We start from the raw sequence: 24,269 nt of genomic DNA on the forward strand, positions 1-24,269 counted from the left end.
CAATAAAGCACCTATACTCATGCCAAAGATATACTTCCAATTGATTGGTTCATTTTGTGCTAATTGAAGTACTGGTACGAAAATCACTATTCCAACAGCAAAGGGAATCCAATTTTTTAATAAGTAGGTTAACAACTAATTTTCTCTCCCCATGCTAATTTTAATAGGCTCTTTTCTAAAAGATAGTTTTTTAAAGAAGTTTTGTATTAAAAACCACACTTAGCTGATTGGAGCGGAAGGTGCTCGACTCCTGCGCCTGCGCGCCTGCGGGATTAGCAGGACAGGTGGAGACCCCACAGACGCGCCTTAAGCGCATCGAGGAGGCTCACCGCCCGACCCGCGGAAAACGAACATCCTGAAGTGGAAATCAACCACGCCTCTTATAGCAACAATATTTACGAAAACAGCCTTTTAATAGAAGTAGCCTTGTCAGTAACTCCTTTACAGGAAAAACAATAAAGTGTCCGATTATCAGAAATGACCCCATTTAGGAAACCATCTAAACAATAGATTGGCTTATGACAATTTGCACATTCTCCTACCAGTTCTTTCATGCAATCATCACCCTATACCTTAGTAGTCTTATAAGAAATTCTTATTATTGTTAATGTACATAAGAGCTTTTGCTAATTCTTCATTAAAATCTTTGGGATATTCGTGATCAAGGTTTTTTATAACCTTCAATTCATGCTGAATTCCTTTCTTTTGCAACAGTTCTGATAGCTTTCGAGAACCTTCTAGACAGTCTTCATCTTGATCTCCACATAGTATATAACCTCTCACATTCTCGCCTTTTAAGTTATCTAGAGCACTACTCCACTCCTCTATATCCGGAAGCCACGGTGCAACAAAGAGAAAACCTTTTACTGAAAAACGCTTATTCATTAACGCTTTCAGTGCTACTCGACATCCTGCGGAAAATCCGCCGATAACCATATCATTTATCATAAGATCAGTTCTACTGCTAAAGTTCTGAACATGCATCGATACTTCTTCTACACCTTTTTCAACATCTTCCCATTCATACGCATCTGTAAATTGAATTTGTGAGGATTGAGGAAGAGCTAGTGTATATCCTTCAGTAATCGCACTATTCCAAGCTCTTAGGGTCATCTCTGCATTTTCCTGATCACCATGAAGTGCCATCAATAATGGTCGCTTCCTATTAGAGCTTCCTTCGATGATTAGTTCCGCACTTGTCTCTTCTAGTGCTTCTTGTTCTCGACTTTTACAAAGAGCTACCAACTCTTGAAATTCATCAAATTTACGAAGGGAGTTTAAATCATCATCTGATTGTAAATAGTCATAAGCGTACCAATATCCATGATCAATGATTGCTTCTTTCATCGTATCAAGTGCTTCTTGTTCTAGACCTGATGCTGCAGCTAATGCATATTTAAAATTATAAATTTGAGCCTGATTTCCTTCTACTTCATTAGCATTTTCTTTCATAAACTGATAAGCTTCTAGACTACCGCTCTTGTCATAAATAGCAATCGTTTCATTTAATAAATGTGTATACGTCATGTTTTCCATAAATTCCTCCAAGTTATGTAATCTCTCATTCTCTATGATGTCACATATTATGTATAAATACACTCTCACATCAGGATTTATCAAGAACCTCCCATTCCTTACGTAACATTCCCATTTTGATAGCATCATAATACTCTCCATCTACCATTCTTGCATCTCTGATTCTCGCTTCTTCTTTCATACCAAGTTTCTCTGCCACCTTCATCATTCGATGATTTCCAGACCAGGTGGACATCCCAAGCCGGTGAAGAGTTGTTGAACGGAAGAGAAAATCAATCCATACTTTGTATGCCTCTGAACCGTACCCACCATCCCAATATTGTTTGTCGTAAATCACAATGCCTGTTTCAAGCCAATTTGTATTTCGATCCACCCAGTAAGAGCCAACAGTTCCAATCACATGGTCTCCTGCTAATATGACAAGAGTATCTGGAATACCAGGTAGAATTTCATTATTATGCTCCCACGTTCTTCGATACTCTCTTCTTGTTATCTTCCTTTCAGGGATGTAAGGACCGTTCCACTTCTTTGCTTCTTGTTCTTTCTCTTCGTATTTCCAATAGTAAAGTTTGTTAATATCATTCCAGGTCGCTTCTCTTAACATAACTTTGTCTCTAGTAATCGTTATCAAAGTTGTACCTCCTGATGTATCGTTTGTATTTAATATAAGCATCTAGTGCTTGGAGCGTATAAGGTAGTTTCTCTTCGACTAATGAACAATAATCTTTTAGTACGTTCTGAGCAATATCGGGAAGGTCTTTCATTGCACACTCCTCTTTTCATCTAGGGACTTATAATAAATGATTTCAGGATCATCTTCATCTAAATGATCGATTGAACCACTTATTACATAACCAAGCGAGTGAAACAATTGATGCATGACTTTATTGGAATTGTTAGTAGAAGAAAAAATTTTGTTGGTAGGTGACACTACTTCAAAACGGTTAATCAATGATCTCGCTACACCTTTTCGTCTTGCAGAGGGACTTACCATTAGTAATGATATGAAAGCATGATCAAAAAACGATGTATGAAATATAAGAAAACCGACAGTTGTTCCATCCAAATCACATGTTAAGCATCTTTGTTCTTGTATCGCTTTCTCTATTTCTTTCTTTCTCCTTTCATTACCTATTACTTCTGCATCAATCTGACTGAGATCATCAAGGTGTGTTATGACTGAATAATTTACTCGATGCATATTCACGTCCTGTTTCCTTTGTCATCTATTTAACTAATGTATAGTTCCGTAAGCTACACTCTTGCGTATTCCACTCTTTCAATTATGGCAAAACAGCCTTCCTTTCAAAAGCTCTCATCGTCTACCAAAAGATCTTAGTACAATGACAATTATTTCAAACTGCATCCGTTTTCTCAACTACTTCTTCTCAGATCGGTCTATATTTCCAATTAAAAACGCTCCCTCTTTGAAGTGAGGGAGCGTTGGATTAATTGCCAGCTATAGCAGACAATAATTCTTCTTTTTCTTTATCAGTTACAAAAGCACGCTGTTCAAATATGTTATAGCCTTTCTTTCGAATCGACTTTAGAATTGCCCGGTAAAAAACAGCAGAGCTTTTAACAGGTAAACGAGCATCCAACGGATAGTGATGCATGGCAGAGAAAGCTTTTTCATAATGAGTTTCTGCTCTCAACGCTAACCTTTCCCAAACCTCAATAAACTCTTCTGTTAACCGATGGTTAAGTAAATCATCGACCAAATACCCTGAAGCGATCATTTCATTAATAGGTAGATAAATTCTTTGTCTTTCAAGGTCTTCTGAAATATCACGGAGAATGTTCGTAATTTGCATTCCTAGACCAAGGGCAATTGCACTCTCTCTCAATTCGTCTACTTTCTTAGGAGCAAGAATTGGAAGGAGCATTAATCCGACTGTACTTGCCACATGATAGGAATAGTGCTCAAGCTCATCTAAAGTATAATATTTCGTTTTATAAAGATCCATTTCCTGACCTGCAATCATATCATGAAAAGCTTCTGGTTCCATTGGGAACTTCTGAAATACATCTTCAAGGGCTAGCCACATTGGATCTGTATCTGGTACTTGTCCATTAAGAAAAGAGGCAAATTGAGCGCGAAAGACAGTTAATTCTGCTTCTGGATCTGTGCCTTCATCGACAATGTCATCTACCTGTCTACAAAAACCATAGACAGCCCAAACGGCCTTCCGCTTTGTAGGAGGCAATAAGGAAAAAGCTTTGTAAAATGTTTTAGAATGATGTTTAATGATCGCTTCACAGTGATTATAAGCTTGTTCCAGCATCTTTCGCTCACTCCCTTTCGATTTCTTTCACTAGAAGGTCTGCTCCCTGTATAACGATCGGTATTCCTCCACCAGGATGAATTGAAGCCCCAACTGCATAGAGATTATCATATTTAAACGGCTTAACCTGTGGCCTAAAAGCACCAGACTGTGTAAGTGTAGGAGCAATTCCGAAACTCCCACCTTGGTACAGCCCTTCTTTTTCGGCATCACTAGGTGTCCGTATCTCTAACCATTCAATTGACTCTTTCAAATGAGGAAATCCTCGATCTTCCAATAATTGAATCATTCGATTAGCTAACTCTTCTTTATCATTCCAATCAATTGATTCCCCTGAAGGCACAGGAATTAGAACGTATAACACTCCCTTACCTGGAGGAGCTAGCGAATCATCAATTCGTGAGGGGTGAAATGTATAAACAGCAGGTTGATCTGTCAGTTTACCGCTTTTGAATACGTCATTCATATGCGTTGAAAAATCGTCTGTCATAAAGAATTGATGAACATCTGCCTCTTCATAAATGCGATTAAGACCCATGTAAAGAAGTAAACAGCCAGATGAAGCCTTATATTTCTTTTTAGGAGACTTTTTACCTTTAATTAGTTGGTTAATTAACGGGAAATCGCCATTGTACACTACTTTGTTGTAATAATGTTCGCCTTCTGTTGTGCGTATTCCTTTACAGGTGTTGCCTTCTATTAGAAGCTCTTCCACAGCTGATTCTAAATGAACTGTAACATTTTGGATGCGCAAATGCTTTTCTAAAACAGATATTAAACTAGCATATCCACCTTTGATATACCAGATGCCATGCTCGTACTCACTAAACGGAACAAGTGAATAAAGCGCTGGTGAAGCAGATGGTTCCCCTCCGATATATAACGTCTGAAGAGAGAAAGCATCTTGCATTCGTTTGTTTGTAAAGTAATCTCCTACTTGAGACTGAACGGATTGATACGCTTTAAGCTCAAGTAACAACTTAATGTTCTTTGGGGTAAAGAAGTCTTTTCTTTTGACGAAGGACTGTTCTAGAAAAGCCGCTTTCCCTTTTGTAAACCGTACACGCATGTCATTTAAATAGGATAAAAATTGTTCCTCCTCACCTGGGAAAACACGACTGATTTCCTTAAGCTGTTTGTCAACATCACTCGTTTTTGTAAATGTAGTCCCATCCGGATAGATCATTCGATAAAGAGGATCGCAGCGCACCATCTCAACTTCATCTCTTGGAATCCCAGCTTTATCAAGGAATTCATAAATCATTCCTGGAAGTAATACGATAGTTGGCCCCTTATCAATTTTGAACCCATCTCTTTCAACGAAAGAAAGCCTTCCTCCAAGCGATGATGCCTTTTCATGAATCGTTACGTCATACCCTTTTTGCGCAAGAAAGAGTGCTGAAAACATTCCGCCAATTCCCCCACCTACTATACCGATACTCATGTTTGAGTCCTCGTTAATGCAGGTTGCTCGTGCAACATTCTACTTGTTATGCGAGCAGATTCCATAATCGTTGGGAGACCGCTCCCTGGGTGTGTTCCCCCTCCAACAAGCCAACATTGATTCAGCTCTTTAAATTGGTTAGGTGGTCTAAAATACATCATTTGTGGAAGGTTATGAGCAAGGTTAAACGTAGCACCCTTATATACGTTCATATCCGTTTCCCAATCAGTTGGGGTGTACATTTCTTCAACCTCAATATGTTCTTCAAGATCGGTAAAGCCCGTTTTCTTCTTAATTTGATCTAGAACGAGTCTTCTAAAATCCTCTTTGTGTTGCTCCCAATCAATTAAACTAAAATTATTTGGAACTGGTGCTAATATATAAATGGATGATTTGCCTTCAGGTGCAAGTGTTTTATCCGTTACAGAGGCATTTTGTATATAAATAGATGGATCGTCCGAAAGCATTTTCTGCTTTGTAAGCTCTTCCACATTTTTTTTATAGTCAGAAGAAAAGACAATGGAGTGATGTGATAAATCATAGGTTTTATCGACTCCAAGATAAAGCATAAACGCTGAGCATGAATACTTCTTCTTCTCCATTTTCTCAGGAGTGTACTTTTTTACCGTCCCAGATGGAATGAGGTGATTCACAGCATGCGCAAAATCAGCATTAATGATAACTTCATCTGCATAATCAGTGGTTCCATCTTCTAGTTCTACACCCACAACAGTTTTTCCATCGAGTATAAGCTGTTTCACGCCTTTTCCAGTATGAATCTCTCCGCCATCTTCTTTAATAACTCTTGCCATGGCCTCAGGTATTTGATTAAGTCCACCAATTGGATGGAAAATCCCATAAGCATGCTCCATATAAGAAAGAATTGTAAAGGCTCCAGGACACTCCCATGGTGACATTCCTAGATACTTCGCTTGAAATGTGAAAGAAAGGCGAAGACGTTCATCGTCAAAATAACTAGCTAATCGCTTATAAACACTCTCAGTGACAGTAAGCTTTGGCAAAGCTTTTACAAAACGCCATCTCCCATAATCTAGCAGGGAATCATGTTTATTCTGTAAAATAGGCATCAAAGCTTCAAACTTCTCTTTTTCTTCCTTCATAAATCGTCGATAACCTTCACCATCACCTGGGAACGTTTCTTCAATTCTTCTAACCATCTCATCTTGATCTCTAGTTGGATAGAAAGATAGGTCATCAAATTTCAGTTCATACATCGGATCAATTTCTACTAAATCAAGATAATCATGGACGCTTCGTCCAGCTTCTTCAAACATTTCTTCAAGAATATGCGGCATGTTAAGAAAGGTAGGTCCTCTATCAAATCTATAGCCATCACGCTCAAATCCTGATGTTCTGCCTCCTACAAATGGCTGTTTCTCATAAACAGTAACCGAGTGTCCTTTGCTTGCTAATAGCATTGCGGCAGTTAAGCCTCCTGGTCCGGCCCCGATTACAATAATTCGTTTTGTTGTTGTCATGACGATCTTCCCTTCCATCCGCATATGCCAATTCGCACATAAGTTATACAAACATTATACATACTAAGGCTTTTTTGTTCAACAATTTATGCACAAGCGAGAGGCTGTGCATCTCAATGCTTCTTATCAACGAAGAATATATGCTCAATTTGAATGGGCTCATTCCTAAAAAGAGTAAGCTTTCCAAAGGAATAATGAGACTGTCTTCTTTTATCTGTTGGTGATCCAGGATTAAAAATAACTCTTCCTTCATATTCTTTATGGAGTGGTATGTGTGAATGGCCGAATAAAATCAGTTCAACATCTTGATCACTAAATTTCTCTAATGCCCTCTTCTCAGTTGTTTTACCCTTGCCATGACCATGTGTCACACCAATCCGATGCCCAGCAAGGTTAAGCATTAATGTGGCCTGAAAGTGATCATGAAAAAAAGGTTCGTCAACGTTCCCATAGACTCCTTTCACAGGTGCAAATTCCTTCAATTGTTCATAAACCTCTCTTGTTTGCCAATCGCCAACATGAATAATGAGATTAGCAGTTTTCAACTCACAAATAAGACGTTTTGGAAGTTGCTTTGCCATCCGAGGCATATGTGTGTCACCCAAGACAATTACGTTCACTTCTTTCATTCCTTTCATCTTACTCTTATTTACAGGGGGTATGCACGTGAAGCACATTGTGAAACCCGGTGAGACTCTTAGTTCAATATCTGGTGATTATCGTGTTCCTTTATTAGCCATTATTCAAGCCAATTCACTTACGGATCCAAATCTGATTTACCCAGGTCAGCTTATTGCTATTCCAGGGTATCCTGATCCCTCTACTCTTCCTTACACAATCTATGTATCACTCACTAACCGAACTCTGTCACTTTTAAGAAATGGGTCCGTTGTTAAGGTATACCCTGTTGGCGTCGGACGTATGCTTCACGATACTCCGTCAGGAAATTTTATTATTATTAACAAGGCTCCAAATCCAGGAGGTCCATTTGGTACAATGTGGATGAGTATTTCCAAAATCCATTATGGTATCCATGGTACGAATGATCCTTCGTCTATAGGCAAGTATGTATCGCGAGGCTGTATTCGGATGCAAAACAGTGATGTAGAAGATTTAGCAATGACTATTCCTATTGGAACTTCCGTAACGATAGGACCTTAAAAGCTGGAAATAAAAAAACACCGTCTCAATGACGGTGTTTTTTGTCTATATTACATGTGGTAATCATATAAGAGCCGACCAGCATTAGATATCGCATCTCTACCGTAACGATTTTCAATGAGGCCTGCTGTTAGAAACGCATAGATGACTGGTCCTTTTGAAGTAAATAATATTCCAGAATCATGCTCTAATCCAGGAAGTTCACCTGTTTTATGAGCGAGAACATTGTTTTGAAGTTTGGCTATTTTAGCTGGAAATTTATCTTTCAACTGTTGCTGCATAAGAACAGTGATTCCCCACTCCATTGAAGATTTAGATAGCAAATGTTCCGTAACGAGTTCATTTAGCAATAAGTAGATATCTTTACTGCTAATCATATTGTCTCTGCCATCTTTAACCGCTTCCCAATCCATCATTTTTCTCATAAGTTTTGAATGAAAAGCTCCTGCACATTTCATTGTATGATTAATTTCATCTTTACCTAGTAATTCAATCAGTTGGTTCGTAGCTGTATTATCAGACGAAACGATCATAAGCTTAATCAGATCAGACACTGTCCACTGTAAGTCATTTGAAAGGAAAGAAATAACGCCTGCTCCCTCCACCTTATTACTAGACTCGATAGGTATGACAGTATTAAAATTGAGCTCTCCATTATCTACTTTTCTTAATGCTGCAATCATAATTGCGAGTTTAATAATACTTGCTGATGATACTGGCTGATCTTCATTTAATGCTATCTCTCCATCAGGAGCTAATACATAAAGTGATTGATTGCCTTCTAGACTACGAAAGCAATCAAGAATTCTCTCTGATACTTGACTAAAGTTCATCAACTGTTCCTCCAATATCTACGTACACCACAAAGCTCTTCTTCATAAAGCGTTCCTTTTAGAGGAATGATTTCAATAAAACGTCCAGTACTCGGAGAATGGATCATTTTACCTTCACCATAATAGATACCGACATGGTGAACAGATCTCTTGCCATGCTGGTAAGCGAAGAATAGTAAATCCCCCTTCTCCCAATCTCCATCATTTACTATCATTCCACCCTTAAACTGATCATGGGCATCTCTTGGAATGGTGCATCCAATTGCTTTCGCCATGTTGTAGCTAAAGCCCGAACAGTCGTATCCGAATGATGACATGCCCCCCCATAGATAAAGGAGACCTATGAATCGTTCAGCTTCTTGTACAAGATCTTCACCTGTCCCAAACGGTGTCTTAGAAGGGCGCAAATTGGCATCATCTTTCTGAACGATGCTTTTGCCGTGTGGAGTCCACACGAGATAGTCTGATTGACGCTCCTCAAACAATGGTAAAACGGTTTGGAAGCTTAAAGAAAGTTCCATGTTGCCATTGACTGTGATTAGACTTGCTCCGTGTTTGTTAACCGTTATGCTAGAATCAAATTGCTCTGGCACACGTTCTGATAATTGAACAGTAGGAATCCAACCAGGATAACCACGTTCATCTTTTGAAGAAGGCTGTGAAGGAACAAGAACATATGACCAGTTCCCTCGTTCATCTAGAATGATTACTTCTTCACCATACAGAACCTGTGACTGAATATGGTTATGATCACATAACTCAAGGCTCTGTGAGTATGTAAGATTCTCTATCCAGCTTTCAAGTTTTACTGGATTGGTAATCGCTTTTTGATCGATCGGTCGTGCTTTTTCTGGCGAAGTCCATAATGTAGCTGTTGTAACTGCTATTGTTTTACGAATCAATTCCAATGATAGACCCTCCCAGTACTGCATGTATTTTTAGTTAATCAGGACTATTGCTCCATCTACAATTCTATCAATGATTCCCTTAGAACTATAGTCCTTTCCTGAGAAAAGAGACAGAGAATAAGTAACATCGTAATATTCATTGCGCGATCTTACTATATTTTGGATAAAGCGCCAATATTGGTTCATAAATCATTGAAAAAAGCCCGATCTCGAAAGACGGGCTCGAATGACTTATTTAATAGCTGCACCCTTCAATTCCATATAACCTACAGGGTGACGAACAATTCCTGTTACATCTCCGCTCTGAAGGTATACCTGGTTGTAGAAATGAATTGGGAAAATAGGCATTTCTTCAAACAACAGTGCTTCAGCTTCATGCATTAGTTCAAAACGCTTTGCTTCATCCGTTTCTTCTTTTGCCTGTTGAATTAAGCGATCATATTCTTCACTGCTCCAACCAGTTCGATTCATCGAGTGCCCTGTTTGGAAACTTTCAAGGAAATTAATAGGATCTCCATAATCTGCAAGGAATGAGCTACGAGAGAATTGCAGTTTCAATTGCTTCTGTTCATCTGAGAACACATTCCATTCCTGATTAGCAAGATCTACATTAACACCGAGCACTTCCTTATACATTTGTTGAAGGGTTTCCGCTATTTTCTTGTGATCATCACTTGTATTATAAGTTAATGTCACGTTCGGGAGCTCATCATACCCTTCTTCTTCCATTCCCTTTTCGAGTAACTCCTTCGCTTTGTCAGCATCCGTTGTTACAAGATCTCCCCCAACTTCCCTAAAATCGCCGCCGGAAGCATCTTCAAATCCATATGCAACAAAGCCATGCGCTGGTTTTTCTTCATTTTTTGTAACAAAGTCCACGATTTTCTGTTGATCAACAGCCATCGCAAAGGCTTTACGAATATTCTCATTCTGGAAAGGCTCCATTTCTAGATTAAAACGGTAGAAATACGTTCCAGATTGATCCTCTACTTGAGCCTTGCCATCATTGAAAAGCTCTTCACTTAAGTCAGCAGGAACATCAGATGTGTGAAGCTCGCCTGTTTTGTACATCTGGTATTCTGTATTAGTATCATCGATCATTGCCCAATCAACTTCATCCAGCTTCACATTAGCAGCATCCCAATAATTCTCATTTTTACTAAATACAAATTCGGAATCATGCTCCCATTTCGTAAGTTTGAATGGTCCATTACTTACATAAGTATCCGCTTCAGTATGCCATTCGGGGTTCGCTTCGACCGTTTCCTTATGCACAGGGAAAAATGCTGGATTAGAAACTAGACTAGGGAAGTAAGCCACCGGACTTTCAAGCGTTACTTCTAACGTCTTTTCGTCCACAGCTTTCACCATCATATCTTCTTCAGAACCCTCACCAGTATTAAAGGCTTCTGCACCTTCAATAAAATAAGCAAGAAAAGCTGCTGGTGATGCAGTATCGGGATTCGCAAGACGCTTCCATGCGAACTCAAAATCACCTGCTGTTACCGGCTCTCCATTTGACCATTTAGCATCTTCACGCAGGTGAAAAGTGTACGTTTTACCATCATCAGATAACTCCCACTCCTTAGCAATGGCAGGTTGTGGTTTGTCATCCTTGTCAAGGCGTGTCATACCTTCCATCAAATTGTTCAATGCGTTCCACGAAACACTATCAAATCCTATAGGAGGATCAAATGAAGTTGGTTCACTACCGTTGTTTAGTTTCAATACCTTCTTGCCTTCTTGCTTTGATTCATCACTGCCTGAGCCTGAGTTAGAAGAACTGTTTTCAGTTGTTGTACATCCTACAATTCCTAACAAAAGTACGATCGAAAGTAGTAATACTACTAATTTCTTCAAGCAAATTCCCCCTTATTATAATGAATAGACTTCAGACGCTATCTACGAAGTTTAGGATCCAGTGCATCTTGCAACCCATCTCCTAGAACGTTAAACGCAAACATCGTTAGTGAAATGAAAAACGCAGGAAAGAATAGTCTCCACCAGTGCCCTGATAAAATAACAGATAATCCATCATTAGCCATAACTCCCCAGCTTGCAACAGGGGCTTGAACACCAAGACCCAAGAAGCTTAGAAATGCTTCTGCAAAAATAGCCGTCGGCACGGTTAATGTCATTTGTACAATGATTGGTCCCATTGTATTTGGTAGTAAGTTCTTACGAATAACGCGACTTGCACTTGCTCCAAATGTACGAGATGCAAGAACGTGCTCTGAATTCTTCAATTGAAGCACTTGACCTCTAACAATTCTCGCCATCCCAACCCAACCAGTTACAGTTAACGCAATAATGATCGTGAATAGACCTGGTCCCATCACCACCATTAGTAAAATGACCATCAGTAAATATGGAAGACCGTATAGGATCTCAATGATTCTCATCATGAAGTCATCCACTCTGCCACCTTTATAACCTGAGAAACCCCCATAAGCTACTCCTATAATGAAGTCAATGGTTGCCGCCATGAAACCAACAAATAATGAAATTCTTGCGCCATTCCACGTTCTTGTAAACATGTCACGTCCAAGATTATCGGTTCCAAACCAATGCTCAAGTGAAGGAGGTAAATTCCCCTCTGTTAGAACTTGGTGGTCATAAGAGTAAGGTGTAATCATAGGACCAATGATCGCCATTACGATGAGTAGAATTAACATAACAAGGCCAGACATGGAAAGTTTGTTTCTAGAAAGTCGCAACCAGGCATCCTTCCAATAAGAAATGCTAGGCTTCGCTATCATTTCTGCATCATGTAACGATTCTTTTAGTGGAACAAATAAATTGTCTGGCGCCTGCACCTTTGGTTCTTTTTGTTCTGGCAAGCCCATCTTAATTCCCCCTCTTATGTAGCTTGATTCTCGGGTCTAGTATCCCGTATGCAATATCTACAATAAAAAGCATGAGAATTAAAAAGGCGCTATAAAATACTGTTGTACCCATAATGACAGGGTAATCCCGATCGTTAATCCCATTAATGAAATACTTCCCCATACCTGGTATCGCAAAGATTTTTTCAATTACAAAGCTACCAGTTAGAACACCTGCTACAAGTGTTCCAAGAATTGTGATAACAGGAAGTAACGCATTTCGCATCGCGTGTTTCGTAACGATTTGAAACGTTGTCATTCCTTTTGCTCTAGCAGTTAAAATATAATCTTGATTAAGCACTTCAATCATGCTCGAACGTGTTAATCGAGCAATAATCGCCATTGGCCCTGTAGCTAGAGCAATTGAAGGCAATATCATATGAAGTGGCGTCGCCCACGTTGCTACAGGGAAAATCTCCCACGTAACAGCGAGCTGCTGAATAAGTAACGTTGCCATTATAAAGTTTGGAACCGATATGCCGATAACAGCAAATGTCATAGCTATGTAATCAATTGCTCCGTTGTGTTTAAGAGCGGCCAAAATACCAAGGATTACCCCTGAGATAACCGCAAACAAAAGAGATGTAATCCCCAATTCAGCTGAAACAGGAAATCCTCTTCCAATCATTTCATTCACGGATGTCGATGATTGTTTAATAGACGGACCAAAATCAAGTGTTGCAAGTGACTTAATGTAAATAACATATTGAATAAAGACTGGTTCATCTAGATGGTAGTGCGCTTCAAGATTCTGTTGGACCGCTTCACTTGTATTTCTTTCTTGGTTAAATGGTGATCCTGGAACCGCATGCATTAAGAAAAATGTAATGGTAACAATTATCCACAATGTAATCACCATAGCGAACAATCGACTTAATACATATTTCGCCACAGGCATCCCTACTTTCTAGCAAAATGTAGTTCTAGTTGCTAATTCAGTCATAACAAGCATAGCTTGATAGGCTTCAAGCATATCCTTTGCTTGAAACTTGACGATTGTGTCTTTTTCAAGTTCAGCTCCTGGCATGATACTCGCCCATTCTGCCTGTCCGTAATTTGTAAATTCAATACGGAATGTAGGTTGTTTTGGTGGAACTAATGGCTCTACATTCCATCTGTTCTCAATTGCTTGCACAGTCTTGTTCTTAAGAAGCTGACCTGTTTTCTCTGGAGATAAGATTAGTGCGGATGAACGAGAAATTGATTCCTTGACTACAGCTGTCGTGACGTTCGGCAGAAGCTCCTTAGCTTCCAGAACTGCGCGATCGTCTCCAGAAACCAACCAAACGGGTACGCCAAAGTATCCTGCAACATATGCATTCATACCTAGCTCACCAACTTTTTGATCGTCTATATAGAAATTCTTTACTGCAAACGTCATCGAATGTGACATTACCCCAGCCATGGAGGCACTTGCATGATAGCCGATAAGTCCCATTCCGTCATATGAATCATCCAATCCCTGGACCATTGAAAATGGCTTTACATCTCCTGACACAAGCTTAGCTTCAGGATGTAGCTTCTCAAAAAGCAAATTATTCATTTTGGAATGGCTATCATTCACGATCACCTCACTACAACCATTATCAAATGCAGATTCAATCACATGATTCGTTTCTTTCGTCATGATCTCTTGTCCGCGAAGATAATTACGCTTTCCAGAATCCACGAATGTATCATCTACAAGTCCAGTAATTCCTTCCATATCAACCGATAAATAAAACTTCACAAATTACCTCCTTTTCCCTTTTTTCATAACTTTCTGAACAATTATACCATCATTCGCTCAATTTCTCAGTATATTCTAAAAATATAATGGAGTTTTATTACATTGTACCTATGTATTGACTGATGTAGCTCCCATCAAAAAGCAACTAAATCAGGATAAAAGCACTAAAGTATTAAATCGCAACACAAAAATGGTCATCACATTGATGACCATTTTCTTAGTAATACATTTATTGCGTCTTTCCTTTTTATTAATGTTTGAAAGGCGGTACATCAGACCTCATAGGTTGCTTTCTCGAGATGATAAATTCATTCCTCGCATTAACGCCTGCATAAAAAACAGAAGAAAGACTAAGTTCTCCAGCGCTCTCTAGTTGCTCCATAAGCCAAGATTCTGATTTATCTAAGCGCTGCAACAAGTCCCGCTGGATTTTCCCGTCGAGTACAACTGGAATTTCAAAGTTATTACCAGTCTTGTAGATCGATAAGTCTTCACGAACTACTGACTCTTTATCAGGATATAATTTCACACTAAGTTTTCCATTTGATTCGACTATGGCGAGTTCTACATCCGGTGTATGAAAAACATTCTTCTCCCGTAGCATCTGTAGAATGTTATCGATAGAGTATTTAATTTGTCCCATATTCTCCTTTAAGAATTCACCTTTATACATAACAACTGTTGGTTCAAAGGTAAGGAGCTTTCCTACTTTCTGATGTTTTAGCTTTAAATTAATAATCAGTTTCTGTAAAAGCGCTATGGCGATCATGGCTATGACAGTGTGAATATGATTAATCTTTGGATCTGCAATATCTGCACCTACTACAGCTCCAAAAACAAGAATGACAAGAAAATCAAATACAGGTAGCTCTCCGATTGAACGCTTTCCCATATAGAGTACAATCGCAAGCATGAACGGGAGAATGGTTACAATACGCAAGATGACTTTTACGCCATCCATTACTATATCCATGACGAGCACCTCTTTCTTACCTCTATGCTCATCATTCCCAAAAGAAACTGTTTCCATTACCTTCCTTTCATTTGGGTGAAAGCTCATTTTTTATAAATGGCTTTTTTCGTAGACATTGTTGCTATAGCTGGTTAATTTACGCTCCAGGATGCTCGCTTTCCTTGGTGCGGGCGGTTAGCCTCCTCGTCCTGTGGGGTCTCATCTGTCCCGCTAGTCCCGCAGGAGTCGAGCATCCTTCCGCTCCAATCAGCTAAGTGTGGGTTTTATTCATTAATTGTTTCAAAAGCAACAATCTTTTAGAAAAGAGCCTTATAAATAAAAAAAGCCTTCAAACGAAGGCTTCATCTCTTTATCTTGCTTTTGCTTTAATGAGGAAACGATGCTGATTTACATCGAAGTACCCTTTTTCTTTAATCATACAATGTACGTTATACAATTCGTTCATGTACGCTTGTATATTGAAGTCTGGTATTTGCCAGGGAATCGCTTTCAAATAATAAGCTAAAGCTCCTATGTCGTAAAAACGCTGTACTGGAAAGGCCTCGCTACTTTCCAATACCCTAAAACCGCTTTCGTCAAGTTCTTTTAGAGCTGTTTCCAAGCACCAGTTTTGGAATTCTTTATTTAAAGGAACTCCTAGCTTGTCATTTATTTGATAACAATCTGTCCCTCCGACCTGCTGAGTAATAAAGTTTGCTCCACTCGAACTAATTCTTTGAAGTTCTAAAGCAGAATAAGACTCATGCTGGTTCAAGATCAAGTCAAACCGCCCATTATCAAAGGGTAGATCAGAATCATCTATAAACTCAAGCACTTTTACCCCAAAGGGTTCAAGCCTTTTTTTAGCAATTGCAACATTCGGTTCGTACCCTTCAGTGGCGTAAACATGATCTGGAAAAGGTCTTAGCAAAGATAGAAACTCACCTCCACCAGTACCCATATCCAACATAAATTCAGATTGTTGTATTGCTGTTTTTGCAATACTTCCATACGACCAAGGAAGTAATTGGGTTTGCATTCGCCCAGTACCTGTTATAAAAGAAAAGTCCCACCCAGTAAAATCATGATCCACGTCTTTAAGATAATGTAAGAATTGCGCATCTATATCCATTCGAGTACCTCCAATTAGTAGTTTAATTATCCTTTAGTTTGCCACTACATAATGGAGGCCCCCTTATATGCGGATAAAGTTGTTATGTATCGTGTTCTACTAAGTTCATTAGTACCTCTCCTTTTTTATAAGATGATATTATTACATATAGCTATTTAGCATTTACGTCTGGTTCATGAACACCAAAAATATTTCCTTCGGTATCAAAATAGTATGCTTGCCACGCCATACCTGGAAGAGCATATTTAGGCATGGCTATCTTGCATCCATATTGCATGATTTTAGCTTCGATTGAATCCAAATTTTCTACACCTATCGTGCATGCATAGGCGTTTACAGCCTGGTTTAACACTGGAGGAGCACTTTGTCTTTGCATCAAAGCTCCGTTAATTCCTAATTCTTTTTCATCACCAGTAACAGCTCCAAAGTAAGGCATTCCTGCAAAGTCGCTCCAATCCTCAAATCTCCACCCAAATACCTCACCATAAAATTCCTTTGCCCGTACCATGTCATCAACGTGAATTTCAAAATGAATTACTCTACCCATAATTCCCTCCTACTTTTCATAGTTTTAATTAATCATGCTAGTCTGTAGCTTCAAATACGTATATTCTATTTACTATTCTCATAGTCCTTTTTTACATTTTATTGCAAAAGGAATAATCCTGTATTAGTTAAAATAAAAAAGCAGTTCAATTAAGGTACAAAACAAGTTTGCACTCTTAGACTGAACTACTTTCAATAATATTCTATTCCATTTTTTCAGAGAGCTCAGACCACCGCTCAATCTTTTCTTCTAATTCCATCGTAAGAGCTTGCTCTTCTTTATAAAGTTCATCGACTTTAGCAAAGTCGCTTCCGGATTCTGTTATTTGGTTCTTTACATCTTCAATCCGCTGCTCAATTTTTTCAATGGTGTCCTGAATCGTTTCCCATTCTTTCTTTTCATTGTAAGACAACTTTGTAGGACGTGTTTTCTCTTGAACAACGTCTTCTTTAACCTGCTTCTTCTCTTCCGCTTCAAGTTCTTTCTCTCTTTTGACCACGTCTAGATAGTCTGAATAGTCACCGTAATAATGCTTAATTTCTCCGTTACCTTCAAATACAAATAACTGCTGTGCTACTTTATCGAGGAAGTAACGGTCATGGGATACGGTAATCACTGCTCCTGGGAACTCTGAAAGATAGTCTTCAAGTACGGCAAGAGTTTGGACATCAAGATCATTTGTAGGTTCATCAAGAAAAAGAACGTTCGGTTCTTCCATTAGAATCCGAAGTAAATACAGACGTCGTTTTTCCCCACCAGAAAGTCTAGATATGTACGTCCACTGTAGATCAGGTGTAAAAAGGAATCGTTCAAGCATTTGAGAAGCTGTTATTGATCCACCTTTACGAAGGCGAATTTCTTCTCCACCTTCGCGGATATACTCAATCACTCTCTGTGATTCATCAAGACCTTCATTTTGTTGACTATAGAACCCGGCTTTTACTGTTACACCGATATCAACGGTTCCTTTGTCAGGAGCTGTTCTTCCAGCAAGCATGTTGAGCAATGTTGATTTACCTGAGCCGTTCGGTCCAATGATCCCAATTCGATCCTGTGGAAGGACAAGGTAACTAAATTCATCTGTTAGAGTTTTACCGTTGATTGATTTAGAGATGTTATCTGCTTCAATAACCTTCTTCCCCAATCGACTAGCACCAAGCTCCATGTCAACATTTCCTTCAGTACTCCTACCAGGTACTTCCTTCATCTTCTCAATTCGCTGCTTTCTTGCTTTTTGTTTCGTTGTTCTTGCTTTCGCACCTTTTTTAAGCCATTCAAGCTCGCTTTTCAACAACTTATTGTGCTTGTCTTCTTCCTTCATTTCACGTTCTTCTCGCATTGCTTTCTGTTCAAGAAACGTCGCATAATTTCCTTCGTATTCAAACAATCGGCCTTTATCTAGTTCGAAAATACGGTTCGTTACACGATTTAAGAAATAACGGTCATGCGTAACGAGCAGTAGTGTGCCTGAATAGTTAGCAAGGTATTGTTCTAACCACTCTACTGTTGCGTTATCAATATGGTTAGTCGGCTCATCGAGTATTAATAAATCTGCAGGATTAATGAAAGCCTTCGCAAGGGCCACACGCTTTTGCTGCCCACCTGATAGCTCGTCTACCATAGCATCAAACTGATTTAAGCCTAGCTTAGTCAATATTGTCTTCGCTTGTGTACTGAAATCCCATGCCCCAACACGATCCATTTCCTCTTGTGCATGAAGTAACTTTTCCTGATAGGCTTCCCGTTCTGGATTTTTCATTACATTTTGGAGTGCTTCCTCGTATAGTCTTACTGTATTAAATAACGGAATATCGCTATCGAAAACCGTTTCAAGAATCGTTTTCTTTTCTATAAATTTAGGATCCTGGGGCAAATACTCCACATGAAACTGATTGGCATGATAAAGTGTCCCGCTATCCATTGATTCAATTCCAGCTAAAATCTTGAGCAAAGATGATTTACCAGTTCCATTTACTCCAATTAAACCGATCCGCTGTTTCTCTTCTAAGGAAAAAGATATCCCATCAAAAAGGGTTTTTTCTCCGTACGACTTCGTAATTAATTCAGCTTGAAGTAAGCTCATGACATTCATCCTTTTCTCTCTATAGTCTGCTTTCTATTTTAACTGTTTTGTGTAAAGAAAGGAACTAATCTACTAATGAGAAAAAAGTAATTAAAAAAGAAGCTCACTGAAGAGCTTCTTCTAATTAAGAATTGTTCTTTTTCTGCTGTTTATTTTTCTTATGTTTCTTGTTATTGTTCTGATCTGCTGCAAGCTCGCTTGCGAATTCAGTTTCATGCTTTTGGTTTTGTTTTGGATTCTTCAAGATACTCACCTCCGCTCTTTCTTAATGTGATCATTCATAAAAATTTTTATACTAAATACGGTATGTGAAATTAAATTACAAAATAATAAAAAGGCTGAACAAGGTCAGCCTAATCATTTTCTTTCATTAGGTTTTCAATTGGTTCTCTTGTATTGAATCCACCAATTTCAGAATGGTAAAAAGAAACTTCCTCTTCCCCCTCTTTCCAGCATAGCATCACTTCTTGATCGTTTATCCGTGCAGGAAAATCGATCAATCCTGCATCGACGTTTTTAATCTCCACACCAAGAGCCTTCATGTTAAGAATGAACGTTTGAGCTTCCATCTCCATAAATTCCATTCTTGCTTCCTTTTTGAAGATAATATCTTCATCTACTTTGGTTTTATGTCTGTAAAGGAGGGTTTTTTTATGCTGTTCAATCTGGTCATAGTGTTCGCTAAATTGGACTTTAAGTCGTTTAAGTTCGGCAAGCTCTCTCTTTAACTCAGGCAACAGATTGTTTGCTTCTTCTACGGTAAAATACTTTTTTTCCATGATTATCCTCCTGGTTATTCTTTACTACTACACCTTTACCCTTACCTGCATTCTTTACACATCATTCGACGATTTTTTACATATTGAATTGCACACTATAAAGAAAGACAGTTTTCAGATATGATAGAGCATGTAGAGGTAATATTTTCTTAAAGGAGGAATTTCTTTGGCTAAAGTTACAGTACCAGATCACGGAACATTTGAGGTAGAAGAAGGAACAAAGCTTACACTTGCACTAGAAGACAATGGTGTGCAAATTCTCCACCGCTGCGGCGGGAATGCTAAATGCACGACCTGTCGTGTTGAAGTAGTAGATGGAGAATTTGGAGATTTGACTGAAATTGAACAAGAAGCTTTTAAGAAAAAAGGCGTTGAAGATAACCTACGTTTATCCTGTCAAGTTCGTGTAAATGGCGATTGTGAAGTTAAACCTGCCATGACAGTTGAAAGCTCTGGTCTTGATGCTGGCCCAAGACCAGCGGAGTAAATACAGAAGAAAAAGCCAGTTTTCTCTATTAAAGGGTTCCGCTTAGAGGTTCATTATTAAAATAACTGGCATAGAGTAAAAAACTGGAGCTTATCCGTAATTACGGATAAGCTCCCTTTACTTGATAACTCTATATATAGATATTCACATAATAAGCGAAGAACCATCAGAACAAATTAGAAAAGGAATGCCAATACAACAATTATAGGTGCTACCAGCTTTAAAATCCCTCTAGATTATTGATTTCAACAACTGCCTTCTCAGCTGCCAGGAGTGCACCTTCGAGATGCCCACCATATTGTGGATTAGCCTCTGTACCAGCAAAAACAATTTTCTTTTCCCATACCCCTGATTTTGGTGGTTGACCATAGATCGGAAAATCTCTAAGCGGGTCTAAATCTTCCTCTGATGCCGTTTCGGAATCATTGGACCAATCCTTGTACAGGATAGCCTTTACATTTTGAGCAGAGGTTCCAAAGAGTCTGACCAATTGTTCCCTGACCAAATTTAAAACTTTATCCTCACCCATTTCTCGGCGCGTTTTCGCTGGTATGCCGAAGAATCCAAACAATGCACCGGATCCAGTTTCAGGAGAAGCATCATGGATTTCTTGCAAGGGTCCAACCCAGCTTGTTGCGTATCCAGAGAGTCCTGACTCCCTCCAAAAAGGACGGTCATAGACTGCAATTGCCTTGGCTTGTCCTGCCATCCAAGTAGGTCTTATTAGGTCAGTAATTATATTTTGAGGTAATGAAGGAGAGAAGTTAATATGACGCGCCACTATCCGAGGCGGCACTGCTAGGATAACAGCTCTTGCCGAAACTTCTGTTTTCATTCCATCAGCACGAGCTACTTCAACCGTGGAAACACCGTCTTCGTTAAGTCGAATTGCTGTAACTCGCGTTTCAAGCTCAACTACCCCTGCAGGAATCTCATCTGCTACAGCATCAATAAGTGACTGCACCCCACCTATGAACCGAATCGACCTTTCACTCGAGTTTTCTGGAAGTACATAACGCTCTGGCGGAATGTGTTGGGAACGTTCTGAAATCATTGCACCTTTTATGTGCTGGGCGAACGTTCCTATATTCAGTTCTTTAACAAGGTTGGTAATTGTGCTTTCATACTGTGGCCAGAACCATGTCGGACCGAGGTCAAATTTTCCTAGGTCAGGTCTACTTGGATCTGAAGTACTCAAGACCCTACCGCCAATCCTATCTCTTGCTTCTAGCACCTTACAATTGGTACCTTGTGCAGCAAGTAAAGACGCAGCCCGAAGGCCACTTAGACCAGCACCTACAATGACTACAGGATTCTCCATATTTTACCTCCTTTCAATGATGTGTAAAGTACTTGACTTTTAAAAACCAATTATTGCAAATCCCGAAGACTAATTCAATCTTTATTACATATGAAAGGAAGCGTATCCGTAATTTCAGATAAGCTCCGAGATTGTTGAATAAGTATTTAAGTATTTGATATCTTTCTTTTTGAAAAGAGTAGCTTAATAAATAATCCTGCGAGAAGTGATGTCAAAGTGTAAATAACTACCCATATCCAAAATGAAGAATTAAACACCGTGTATACTGAAATACTTGCTGTTATTAAAACGAACAAAGGCCCTATATATAAGTTTTTAAAAATAAAATACCCTAAGCCAACTAATAAAAGGGAAACGGCTGGAAGAAGAAATAATACAACCTGCACTAAATAGATATAAATCACTCCTTCTTTTTAAAGGCTCTTTTCGTAGACTTTGTTGCTATAAGAGGAGTGATTGATTTCCGTTCCAGGATGCTCGCTTTCCGGGGGGCGGGACGCTTGAGCCACCTCGGCGCATAAAAACATTGCGCCTCTGGGTCTCACCTGTCCCGCTAGTCCCGCAGGAGTCGAGCACCCTTTCGCTACAATCAACTAAGTGGGGTTCTCTATAGAAAAATCTTTCAAAAGCAATAATTTGTAGAAAAGAGCCTTTTTAAAACTATACACTATAACTTTAAACTAAAGTGTATTGTACTAAGTATTAAACGTTGGCTGCCATCTTCCAGATTCGATCCGAGATTCTTTCATCATATTCATGCAATTAATTTTATAAGAGTTACATATTCGAAATTGCTTTGATTATCATGTCACTCAACATATTCATGTTTCCATTCAGTTTCATAATTGTTTAAAAGGGTTTAAACCTCTTTAATTTTTTTGCTTACTTTCTCTTCCCAAAATGCTTTTACTAACAAAAACAGAACAACAACAATCACAATAAAAGACAGCGTACAGACAATCGTTATGAAGGGCGAGTACCGAAAAGCATATAGGTACATATCCACCATGTAGATTTGTGAAGGATCTTCAGTTGATGCAGGTGTGAAAACAACATGATCTTTCCAGTCATCAGAGTAAGGCAAATAACTTGCTGTCCAGGATGCTAACCAGAATGTAAAACCAAATATACAGAATAACGATATTAATAGAATAGCCTGAAGAGTTGCCTTCATTAGATCATCTCCTTAACACTAGAACTAATCTTGAATCAATTCTCCAAATCTTTTCATTGTGTCATCTCGATCAAACGAGCTATACCAGCGAAAATGACCGTCATCGATTATTCGGTAATGCTGACTAATGACATTCTGCTGTAAAACGTATCTCCCTTTGCTTTCAATTTCTTTCCACCAGACCTTACCACCCATCGTTTTGTCTAAGCGATATTCGATTTTCTTGTGAGCGAGCAACTTGATTACTTCAAGTGGCTCATCACCCAGGACATTTTGCAATACTTCACTTTCACTAAACAGTGAGCATGTGGAGACAGTCACCGTCCAGCTTGCAAGCATCCTATTCTTCTCGATCTGAACAAGTGTTTTCTTCGACGTCCCTAAAACCTCTGCCATAATATCTTGAGAATAGCCTTGTTCTTGCCTGATTAACCTAAGTCTATCTGATACCAACTTTATTAGTTCTTCTTTATTCATTCTCATCACCCTGTTCCTAAATTCACCTTTAGTGTAATTTTACACTATTATTATATTTTTTCAACAGTTCCTGTTAAATTAATCCATAATAAAAGCGATGCTGTGCCAAGGGAATATTTACATGAATTTGTACTCTGATTTGTATAGGGGTTTGCAAAAAATTAGCCACATCTTAATCCCTATGGGATAGAGATGTGGCTTTTATTAAGTCTAGATTAATTCAATTAAAGCTCCGAGATAACGGAACTATAAAGAAATACATTGAAAAAGCGTAAGGGTTATTACTGGGGGAGAGTCAGGAAAATGCAGATTTAAAACGATATTGAACTTCCAAATTGAAAAGCCCAACCTCTCTACAAATCAAAATAGAGAAATTGAGCTTTTCAGTTACTTCAGTTATTTATTGAATTCATTAACTGGAAGAAGTAATCAGGTTTATGAGTCTTATTTAGGTTATACCATGAATGTAGTACATCTGGTGTAAATACATCTATTTTTTTCAGTACCTCCATTGCAAATTCCAGAGGAGCTATTCCTGATGCAGTAACTAAATTCGCATCAGATACCGCAGGTCCCAACTCATAAAACTTTTCTCCTTTATAGTTAGGACATACCATTTTAGTATATTCTAAGTTATTACTTGTATGCTTTCTAGTATCTAGGTATCCCATATTCGCAAGGCCCTCAGTTGCACCACAAATCGCAGCAACAATAGTGCCAAGCTTTAAAGCTTGGCCAATTCTTTCCAAGATAGGTTTATGGATTTCTTCACTCCAAGTAGCCCCTCCTGGTAAAATTAAAAGATCTTTACTTTCAAGAGTACATTCATCAAGGGAAATATCTGGTTTTATGCTCAGTCCTCCCATAGTAGTAATCATTTCTTTATTAGCTCCTACTGTAATTACTTTTAAAGGTGCTAAATCTTTTTTGAAATATCTTCCTGAGTTTAGTTCAGCAATTAAATATCCATATTCCCAGTCCGACATTGTATTAAATACATATAGAATAACCTTTTTTGTTTGCATCCAATAACACTC

26 protein-coding genes are annotated in these 24,269 nt (G+C 38.8%); 2 read left to right on the forward strand and 24 right to left on the reverse strand.

Features of this window, described 5'->3' with window-relative positions; genetic code table 11:
• Nucleotides 1–582 precede the first annotated feature (582 nt).
• The 8 genes from FBF83_RS01285 to FBF83_RS01315 all read right to left on the reverse strand — a co-directional run bounded on the left by FBF83_RS01285 (nucleotide 583) and on the right by FBF83_RS01315 (nucleotide 7,393).
• Nucleotides 583–1,536, reverse strand: a complete 954-nt coding sequence (locus FBF83_RS01285; RefSeq protein WP_136945349.1) for an alpha/beta hydrolase — start codon at nucleotides 1,534–1,536, stop codon at nucleotides 583–585.
• Nucleotides 1,537–1,606: 70 nt separating this feature from the next.
• A complete protein-coding gene (locus tag FBF83_RS01290) occupies nucleotides 1,607–2,167 on the reverse strand; it encodes a GNAT family N-acetyltransferase (RefSeq protein WP_169525130.1) in 561 nt (186 codons plus the stop codon).
• Nucleotides 2,151–2,300 carry a hypothetical protein gene (locus FBF83_RS20635; protein ID WP_169525131.1) on the reverse strand — a complete coding sequence of 50 codons (150 nt, stop codon included), beginning with the start codon at nucleotides 2,298–2,300 and terminating at the stop codon, nucleotides 2,151–2,153. The genes FBF83_RS01290 and FBF83_RS20635 overlap by 17 nt, the downstream gene beginning before the upstream one ends.
• The gene (locus FBF83_RS01295; RefSeq protein WP_136945351.1) at nucleotides 2,297–2,737 is read right to left on the reverse strand and encodes a GNAT family N-acetyltransferase; all 441 of its coding nucleotides are present in this window, start codon (nucleotides 2,735–2,737) and stop codon (nucleotides 2,297–2,299) included. Before FBF83_RS01295 ends, FBF83_RS20635 begins: the two co-directional genes overlap by 4 nt.
• Nucleotides 2,738–2,984: 247 nt before the next feature.
• Nucleotides 2,985–3,821, reverse strand: a complete 837-nt coding sequence (locus tag FBF83_RS01300) for a phytoene/squalene synthase family protein (protein WP_136945352.1) — start codon at nucleotides 3,819–3,821, stop codon at nucleotides 2,985–2,987.
• A 7-nt stretch (nucleotides 3,822–3,828) separates the two neighbouring features.
• Nucleotides 3,829–5,265, reverse strand: coding sequence for a phytoene desaturase family protein (locus tag FBF83_RS01305; RefSeq protein WP_136945353.1), 1,437 nt, complete (start codon nucleotides 5,263–5,265; stop codon nucleotides 3,829–3,831).
• Entirely contained in the window at nucleotides 5,262–6,764 is a 1,503-nt protein-coding gene (locus tag FBF83_RS01310) for a phytoene desaturase family protein (RefSeq protein WP_136945354.1), read from the reverse strand. The genes FBF83_RS01305 and FBF83_RS01310 overlap by 4 nt, the downstream gene beginning before the upstream one ends.
• A 113-nt stretch (nucleotides 6,765–6,877) precedes the next feature.
• Nucleotides 6,878–7,393, reverse strand: coding sequence for a metallophosphoesterase family protein (locus tag FBF83_RS01315; protein ID WP_338109110.1), 516 nt, complete (start codon nucleotides 7,391–7,393; stop codon nucleotides 6,878–6,880).
• A gap of 31 nt (nucleotides 7,394–7,424) precedes the next feature.
• Between FBF83_RS01315 and FBF83_RS01320 the strand changes: the two genes are divergently transcribed.
• Nucleotides 7,425–7,925, forward strand: coding sequence for a L,D-transpeptidase family protein (locus FBF83_RS01320; RefSeq protein WP_136945355.1), 501 nt, complete (start codon nucleotides 7,425–7,427; stop codon nucleotides 7,923–7,925).
• Nucleotides 7,926–7,975: 50 nt separating this feature from the next.
• Here FBF83_RS01320 and FBF83_RS01325 read toward each other — a convergent pair whose 3' ends face one another.
• The 11 genes from FBF83_RS01325 to FBF83_RS01375 all read right to left on the reverse strand — a co-directional run bounded on the left by FBF83_RS01325 (nucleotide 7,976) and on the right by FBF83_RS01375 (nucleotide 19,773).
• The gene (locus FBF83_RS01325; protein WP_136945356.1) at nucleotides 7,976–8,758 is read right to left on the reverse strand and encodes a serine hydrolase; all 783 of its coding nucleotides are present in this window, start codon (nucleotides 8,756–8,758) and stop codon (nucleotides 7,976–7,978) included.
• A complete protein-coding gene (locus FBF83_RS01330) occupies nucleotides 8,758–9,666 on the reverse strand; it encodes a C40 family peptidase (RefSeq protein ID WP_136945357.1) in 909 nt (302 codons plus the stop codon). The genes FBF83_RS01325 and FBF83_RS01330 overlap by 1 nt, the downstream gene beginning before the upstream one ends.
• Before the next feature lie 231 nt (nucleotides 9,667–9,897).
• Nucleotides 9,898–11,526, reverse strand: a complete 1,629-nt coding sequence (locus tag FBF83_RS01335; RefSeq protein ID WP_136945358.1) for a peptide ABC transporter substrate-binding protein — start codon at nucleotides 11,524–11,526, stop codon at nucleotides 9,898–9,900.
• A 38-nt stretch (nucleotides 11,527–11,564) separates the two neighbouring features.
• Nucleotides 11,565–12,512, reverse strand: a complete 948-nt coding sequence (locus FBF83_RS01340; protein ID WP_136945359.1) for an ABC transporter permease — start codon at nucleotides 12,510–12,512, stop codon at nucleotides 11,565–11,567.
• A 1-nt stretch (nucleotide 12,513) separates the two neighbouring features.
• Nucleotides 12,514–13,443, reverse strand: coding sequence for an ABC transporter permease (locus tag FBF83_RS01345; RefSeq protein WP_136945360.1), 930 nt, complete (start codon nucleotides 13,441–13,443; stop codon nucleotides 12,514–12,516).
• Between the two features lie 15 nt (nucleotides 13,444–13,458).
• Entirely contained in the window at nucleotides 13,459–14,280 is an 822-nt protein-coding gene (locus FBF83_RS01350; protein ID WP_136945361.1) for a M55 family metallopeptidase, read from the reverse strand.
• Nucleotides 14,281–14,530: 250 nt separating this feature from the next.
• Nucleotides 14,531–15,253, reverse strand: coding sequence for a DUF421 domain-containing protein (locus FBF83_RS01355; RefSeq protein WP_240687950.1), 723 nt, complete (start codon nucleotides 15,251–15,253; stop codon nucleotides 14,531–14,533).
• A 349-nt stretch (nucleotides 15,254–15,602) separates the two neighbouring features.
• Nucleotides 15,603–16,364: a class I SAM-dependent methyltransferase gene (locus FBF83_RS01360; RefSeq protein ID WP_136945362.1), complete on the reverse strand. Its 762-nt coding sequence runs from the start codon at nucleotides 16,362–16,364 to the stop codon at nucleotides 15,603–15,605.
• Nucleotides 16,365–16,515: 151 nt separating this feature from the next.
• A complete protein-coding gene (locus FBF83_RS01365) occupies nucleotides 16,516–16,911 on the reverse strand; it encodes a VOC family protein (protein ID WP_136945363.1) in 396 nt (131 codons plus the stop codon).
• Nucleotides 16,912–17,113: 202 nt separating this feature from the next.
• Nucleotides 17,114–18,994: an ABC-F family ATP-binding cassette domain-containing protein gene (locus tag FBF83_RS01370; RefSeq protein WP_136945364.1), complete on the reverse strand. Its 1,881-nt coding sequence runs from the start codon at nucleotides 18,992–18,994 to the stop codon at nucleotides 17,114–17,116.
• 353 nt (nucleotides 18,995–19,347) lie between these two features.
• Nucleotides 19,348–19,773 carry a DUF2203 domain-containing protein gene (locus FBF83_RS01375; protein ID WP_136945365.1) on the reverse strand — a complete coding sequence of 142 codons (426 nt, stop codon included), beginning with the start codon at nucleotides 19,771–19,773 and terminating at the stop codon, nucleotides 19,348–19,350.
• Nucleotides 19,774–19,939: 166 nt separating this feature from the next.
• Here FBF83_RS01375 and FBF83_RS01380 point away from each other — a divergent pair, with 166 nt between their 5' ends.
• A complete protein-coding gene (locus FBF83_RS01380) occupies nucleotides 19,940–20,260 on the forward strand; it encodes a 2Fe-2S iron-sulfur cluster-binding protein (protein ID WP_136945366.1) in 321 nt (106 codons plus the stop codon).
• Nucleotides 20,261–20,480: 220 nt separating this feature from the next.
• Here the strand turns inward: FBF83_RS01380 and FBF83_RS01385 are convergent, their stop codons facing one another.
• The 5 genes from FBF83_RS01385 to FBF83_RS01410 form a co-directional block, all read right to left on the reverse strand.
• Complete coding sequence (locus tag FBF83_RS01385) at nucleotides 20,481–21,581, reverse strand: flavin monoamine oxidase family protein (RefSeq protein WP_136945367.1); 1,101 nt, start codon at nucleotides 21,579–21,581, stop codon at nucleotides 20,481–20,483.
• Nucleotides 21,582–21,727: 146 nt separating this feature from the next.
• On the reverse strand, nucleotides 21,728–21,985 hold the full coding sequence (locus tag FBF83_RS21395) for a DUF2651 family protein (RefSeq protein ID WP_136945368.1): 258 nt from the start codon (nucleotides 21,983–21,985) through the stop codon (nucleotides 21,728–21,730).
• A 455-nt stretch (nucleotides 21,986–22,440) separates the two neighbouring features.
• Entirely contained in the window at nucleotides 22,441–22,755 is a 315-nt protein-coding gene (locus FBF83_RS01400; RefSeq protein ID WP_136945370.1) for a DUF4306 domain-containing protein, read from the reverse strand.
• Nucleotides 22,756–22,779: 24 nt separating this feature from the next.
• A complete protein-coding gene (locus tag FBF83_RS01405; RefSeq protein ID WP_169525134.1) occupies nucleotides 22,780–23,232 on the reverse strand; it encodes a helix-turn-helix domain-containing protein in 453 nt (150 codons plus the stop codon).
• A gap of 392 nt (nucleotides 23,233–23,624) precedes the next feature.
• On the reverse strand, nucleotides 23,625–24,257 hold the full coding sequence (locus tag FBF83_RS01410) for a type 1 glutamine amidotransferase family protein (protein ID WP_136945372.1): 633 nt from the start codon (nucleotides 24,255–24,257) through the stop codon (nucleotides 23,625–23,627).
• Between the last annotated feature and the right edge of the window lie 12 nt (nucleotides 24,258–24,269).

The sequence above is a fragment of the Guptibacillus hwajinpoensis genome, from assembly GCF_005144865.1.
In the GTDB taxonomy this organism is placed as follows: domain Bacteria; phylum Bacillota; class Bacilli; order Bacillales; family Guptibacillaceae; genus Guptibacillus; species Guptibacillus hwajinpoensis_A.

Coding starts and splice junctions, on each gene's coding strand:
- FBF83_RS01410 (WP_136945372.1), bottom strand. CDS start 24,257: ATGCAAACAAAAAAGGTTATTCTATATGTATTTAATACAATGTCGGAC.
- FBF83_RS01300 (WP_136945352.1), bottom strand. CDS start 3,821: ATGCTGGAACAAGCTTATAATCACTGTGAAGCGATCATTAAACATCAT.
- FBF83_RS01370 (WP_136945364.1), bottom strand. CDS start 18,994: ATGAGCTTACTTCAAGCTGAATTAATTACGAAGTCGTACGGAGAAAAA.
- FBF83_RS01325 (WP_136945356.1), bottom strand. CDS start 8,758: ATGAACTTTAGTCAAGTATCAGAGAGAATTCTTGATTGCTTTCGTAGT.
- FBF83_RS01355 (WP_240687950.1), bottom strand. CDS start 15,253: ATGGATATAGTAATGGATGGCGTAAAAGTCATCTTGCGTATTGTAACC.
- FBF83_RS01365 (WP_136945363.1), bottom strand. CDS start 16,911: ATGGGTAGAGTAATTCATTTTGAAATTCACGTTGATGACATGGTACGG.
- FBF83_RS01385 (WP_136945367.1), bottom strand. CDS start 21,581: ATGGAGAATCCTGTAGTCATTGTAGGTGCTGGTCTAAGTGGCCTTCGG.
- FBF83_RS01340 (WP_136945359.1), bottom strand. CDS start 12,512: ATGGGCTTGCCAGAACAAAAAGAACCAAAGGTGCAGGCGCCAGACAAT.
- FBF83_RS01400 (WP_136945370.1), bottom strand. CDS start 22,755: ATGAAGGCAACTCTTCAGGCTATTCTATTAATATCGTTATTCTGTATA.
- FBF83_RS01295 (WP_136945351.1), bottom strand. CDS start 2,737: ATGCATCGAGTAAATTATTCAGTCATAACACACCTTGATGATCTCAGT.
- FBF83_RS01405 (WP_169525134.1), bottom strand. CDS start 23,232: ATGAATAAAGAAGAACTAATAAAGTTGGTATCAGATAGACTTAGGTTA.
- FBF83_RS01305 (WP_136945353.1), bottom strand. CDS start 5,265: ATGAGTATCGGTATAGTAGGTGGGGGAATTGGCGGAATGTTTTCAGCA.
- FBF83_RS01285 (WP_136945349.1), bottom strand. CDS start 1,536: ATGGAAAACATGACGTATACACATTTATTAAATGAAACGATTGCTATT.
- FBF83_RS01320 (WP_136945355.1), top strand. CDS start 7,425: ATGCACGTGAAGCACATTGTGAAACCCGGTGAGACTCTTAGTTCAATA.
- FBF83_RS01375 (WP_136945365.1), bottom strand. CDS start 19,773: ATGGAAAAAAAGTATTTTACCGTAGAAGAAGCAAACAATCTGTTGCCT.
- FBF83_RS01315 (WP_338109110.1), bottom strand. CDS start 7,393: ATGAAAGAAGTGAACGTAATTGTCTTGGGTGACACACATATGCCTCGG.
- FBF83_RS20635 (WP_169525131.1), bottom strand. CDS start 2,300: ATGAAAGACCTTCCCGATATTGCTCAGAACGTACTAAAAGATTATTGT.
- FBF83_RS01310 (WP_136945354.1), bottom strand. CDS start 6,764: ATGACAACAACAAAACGAATTATTGTAATCGGGGCCGGACCAGGAGGC.
- FBF83_RS01360 (WP_136945362.1), bottom strand. CDS start 16,364: ATGGATATAGATGCGCAATTCTTACATTATCTTAAAGACGTGGATCAT.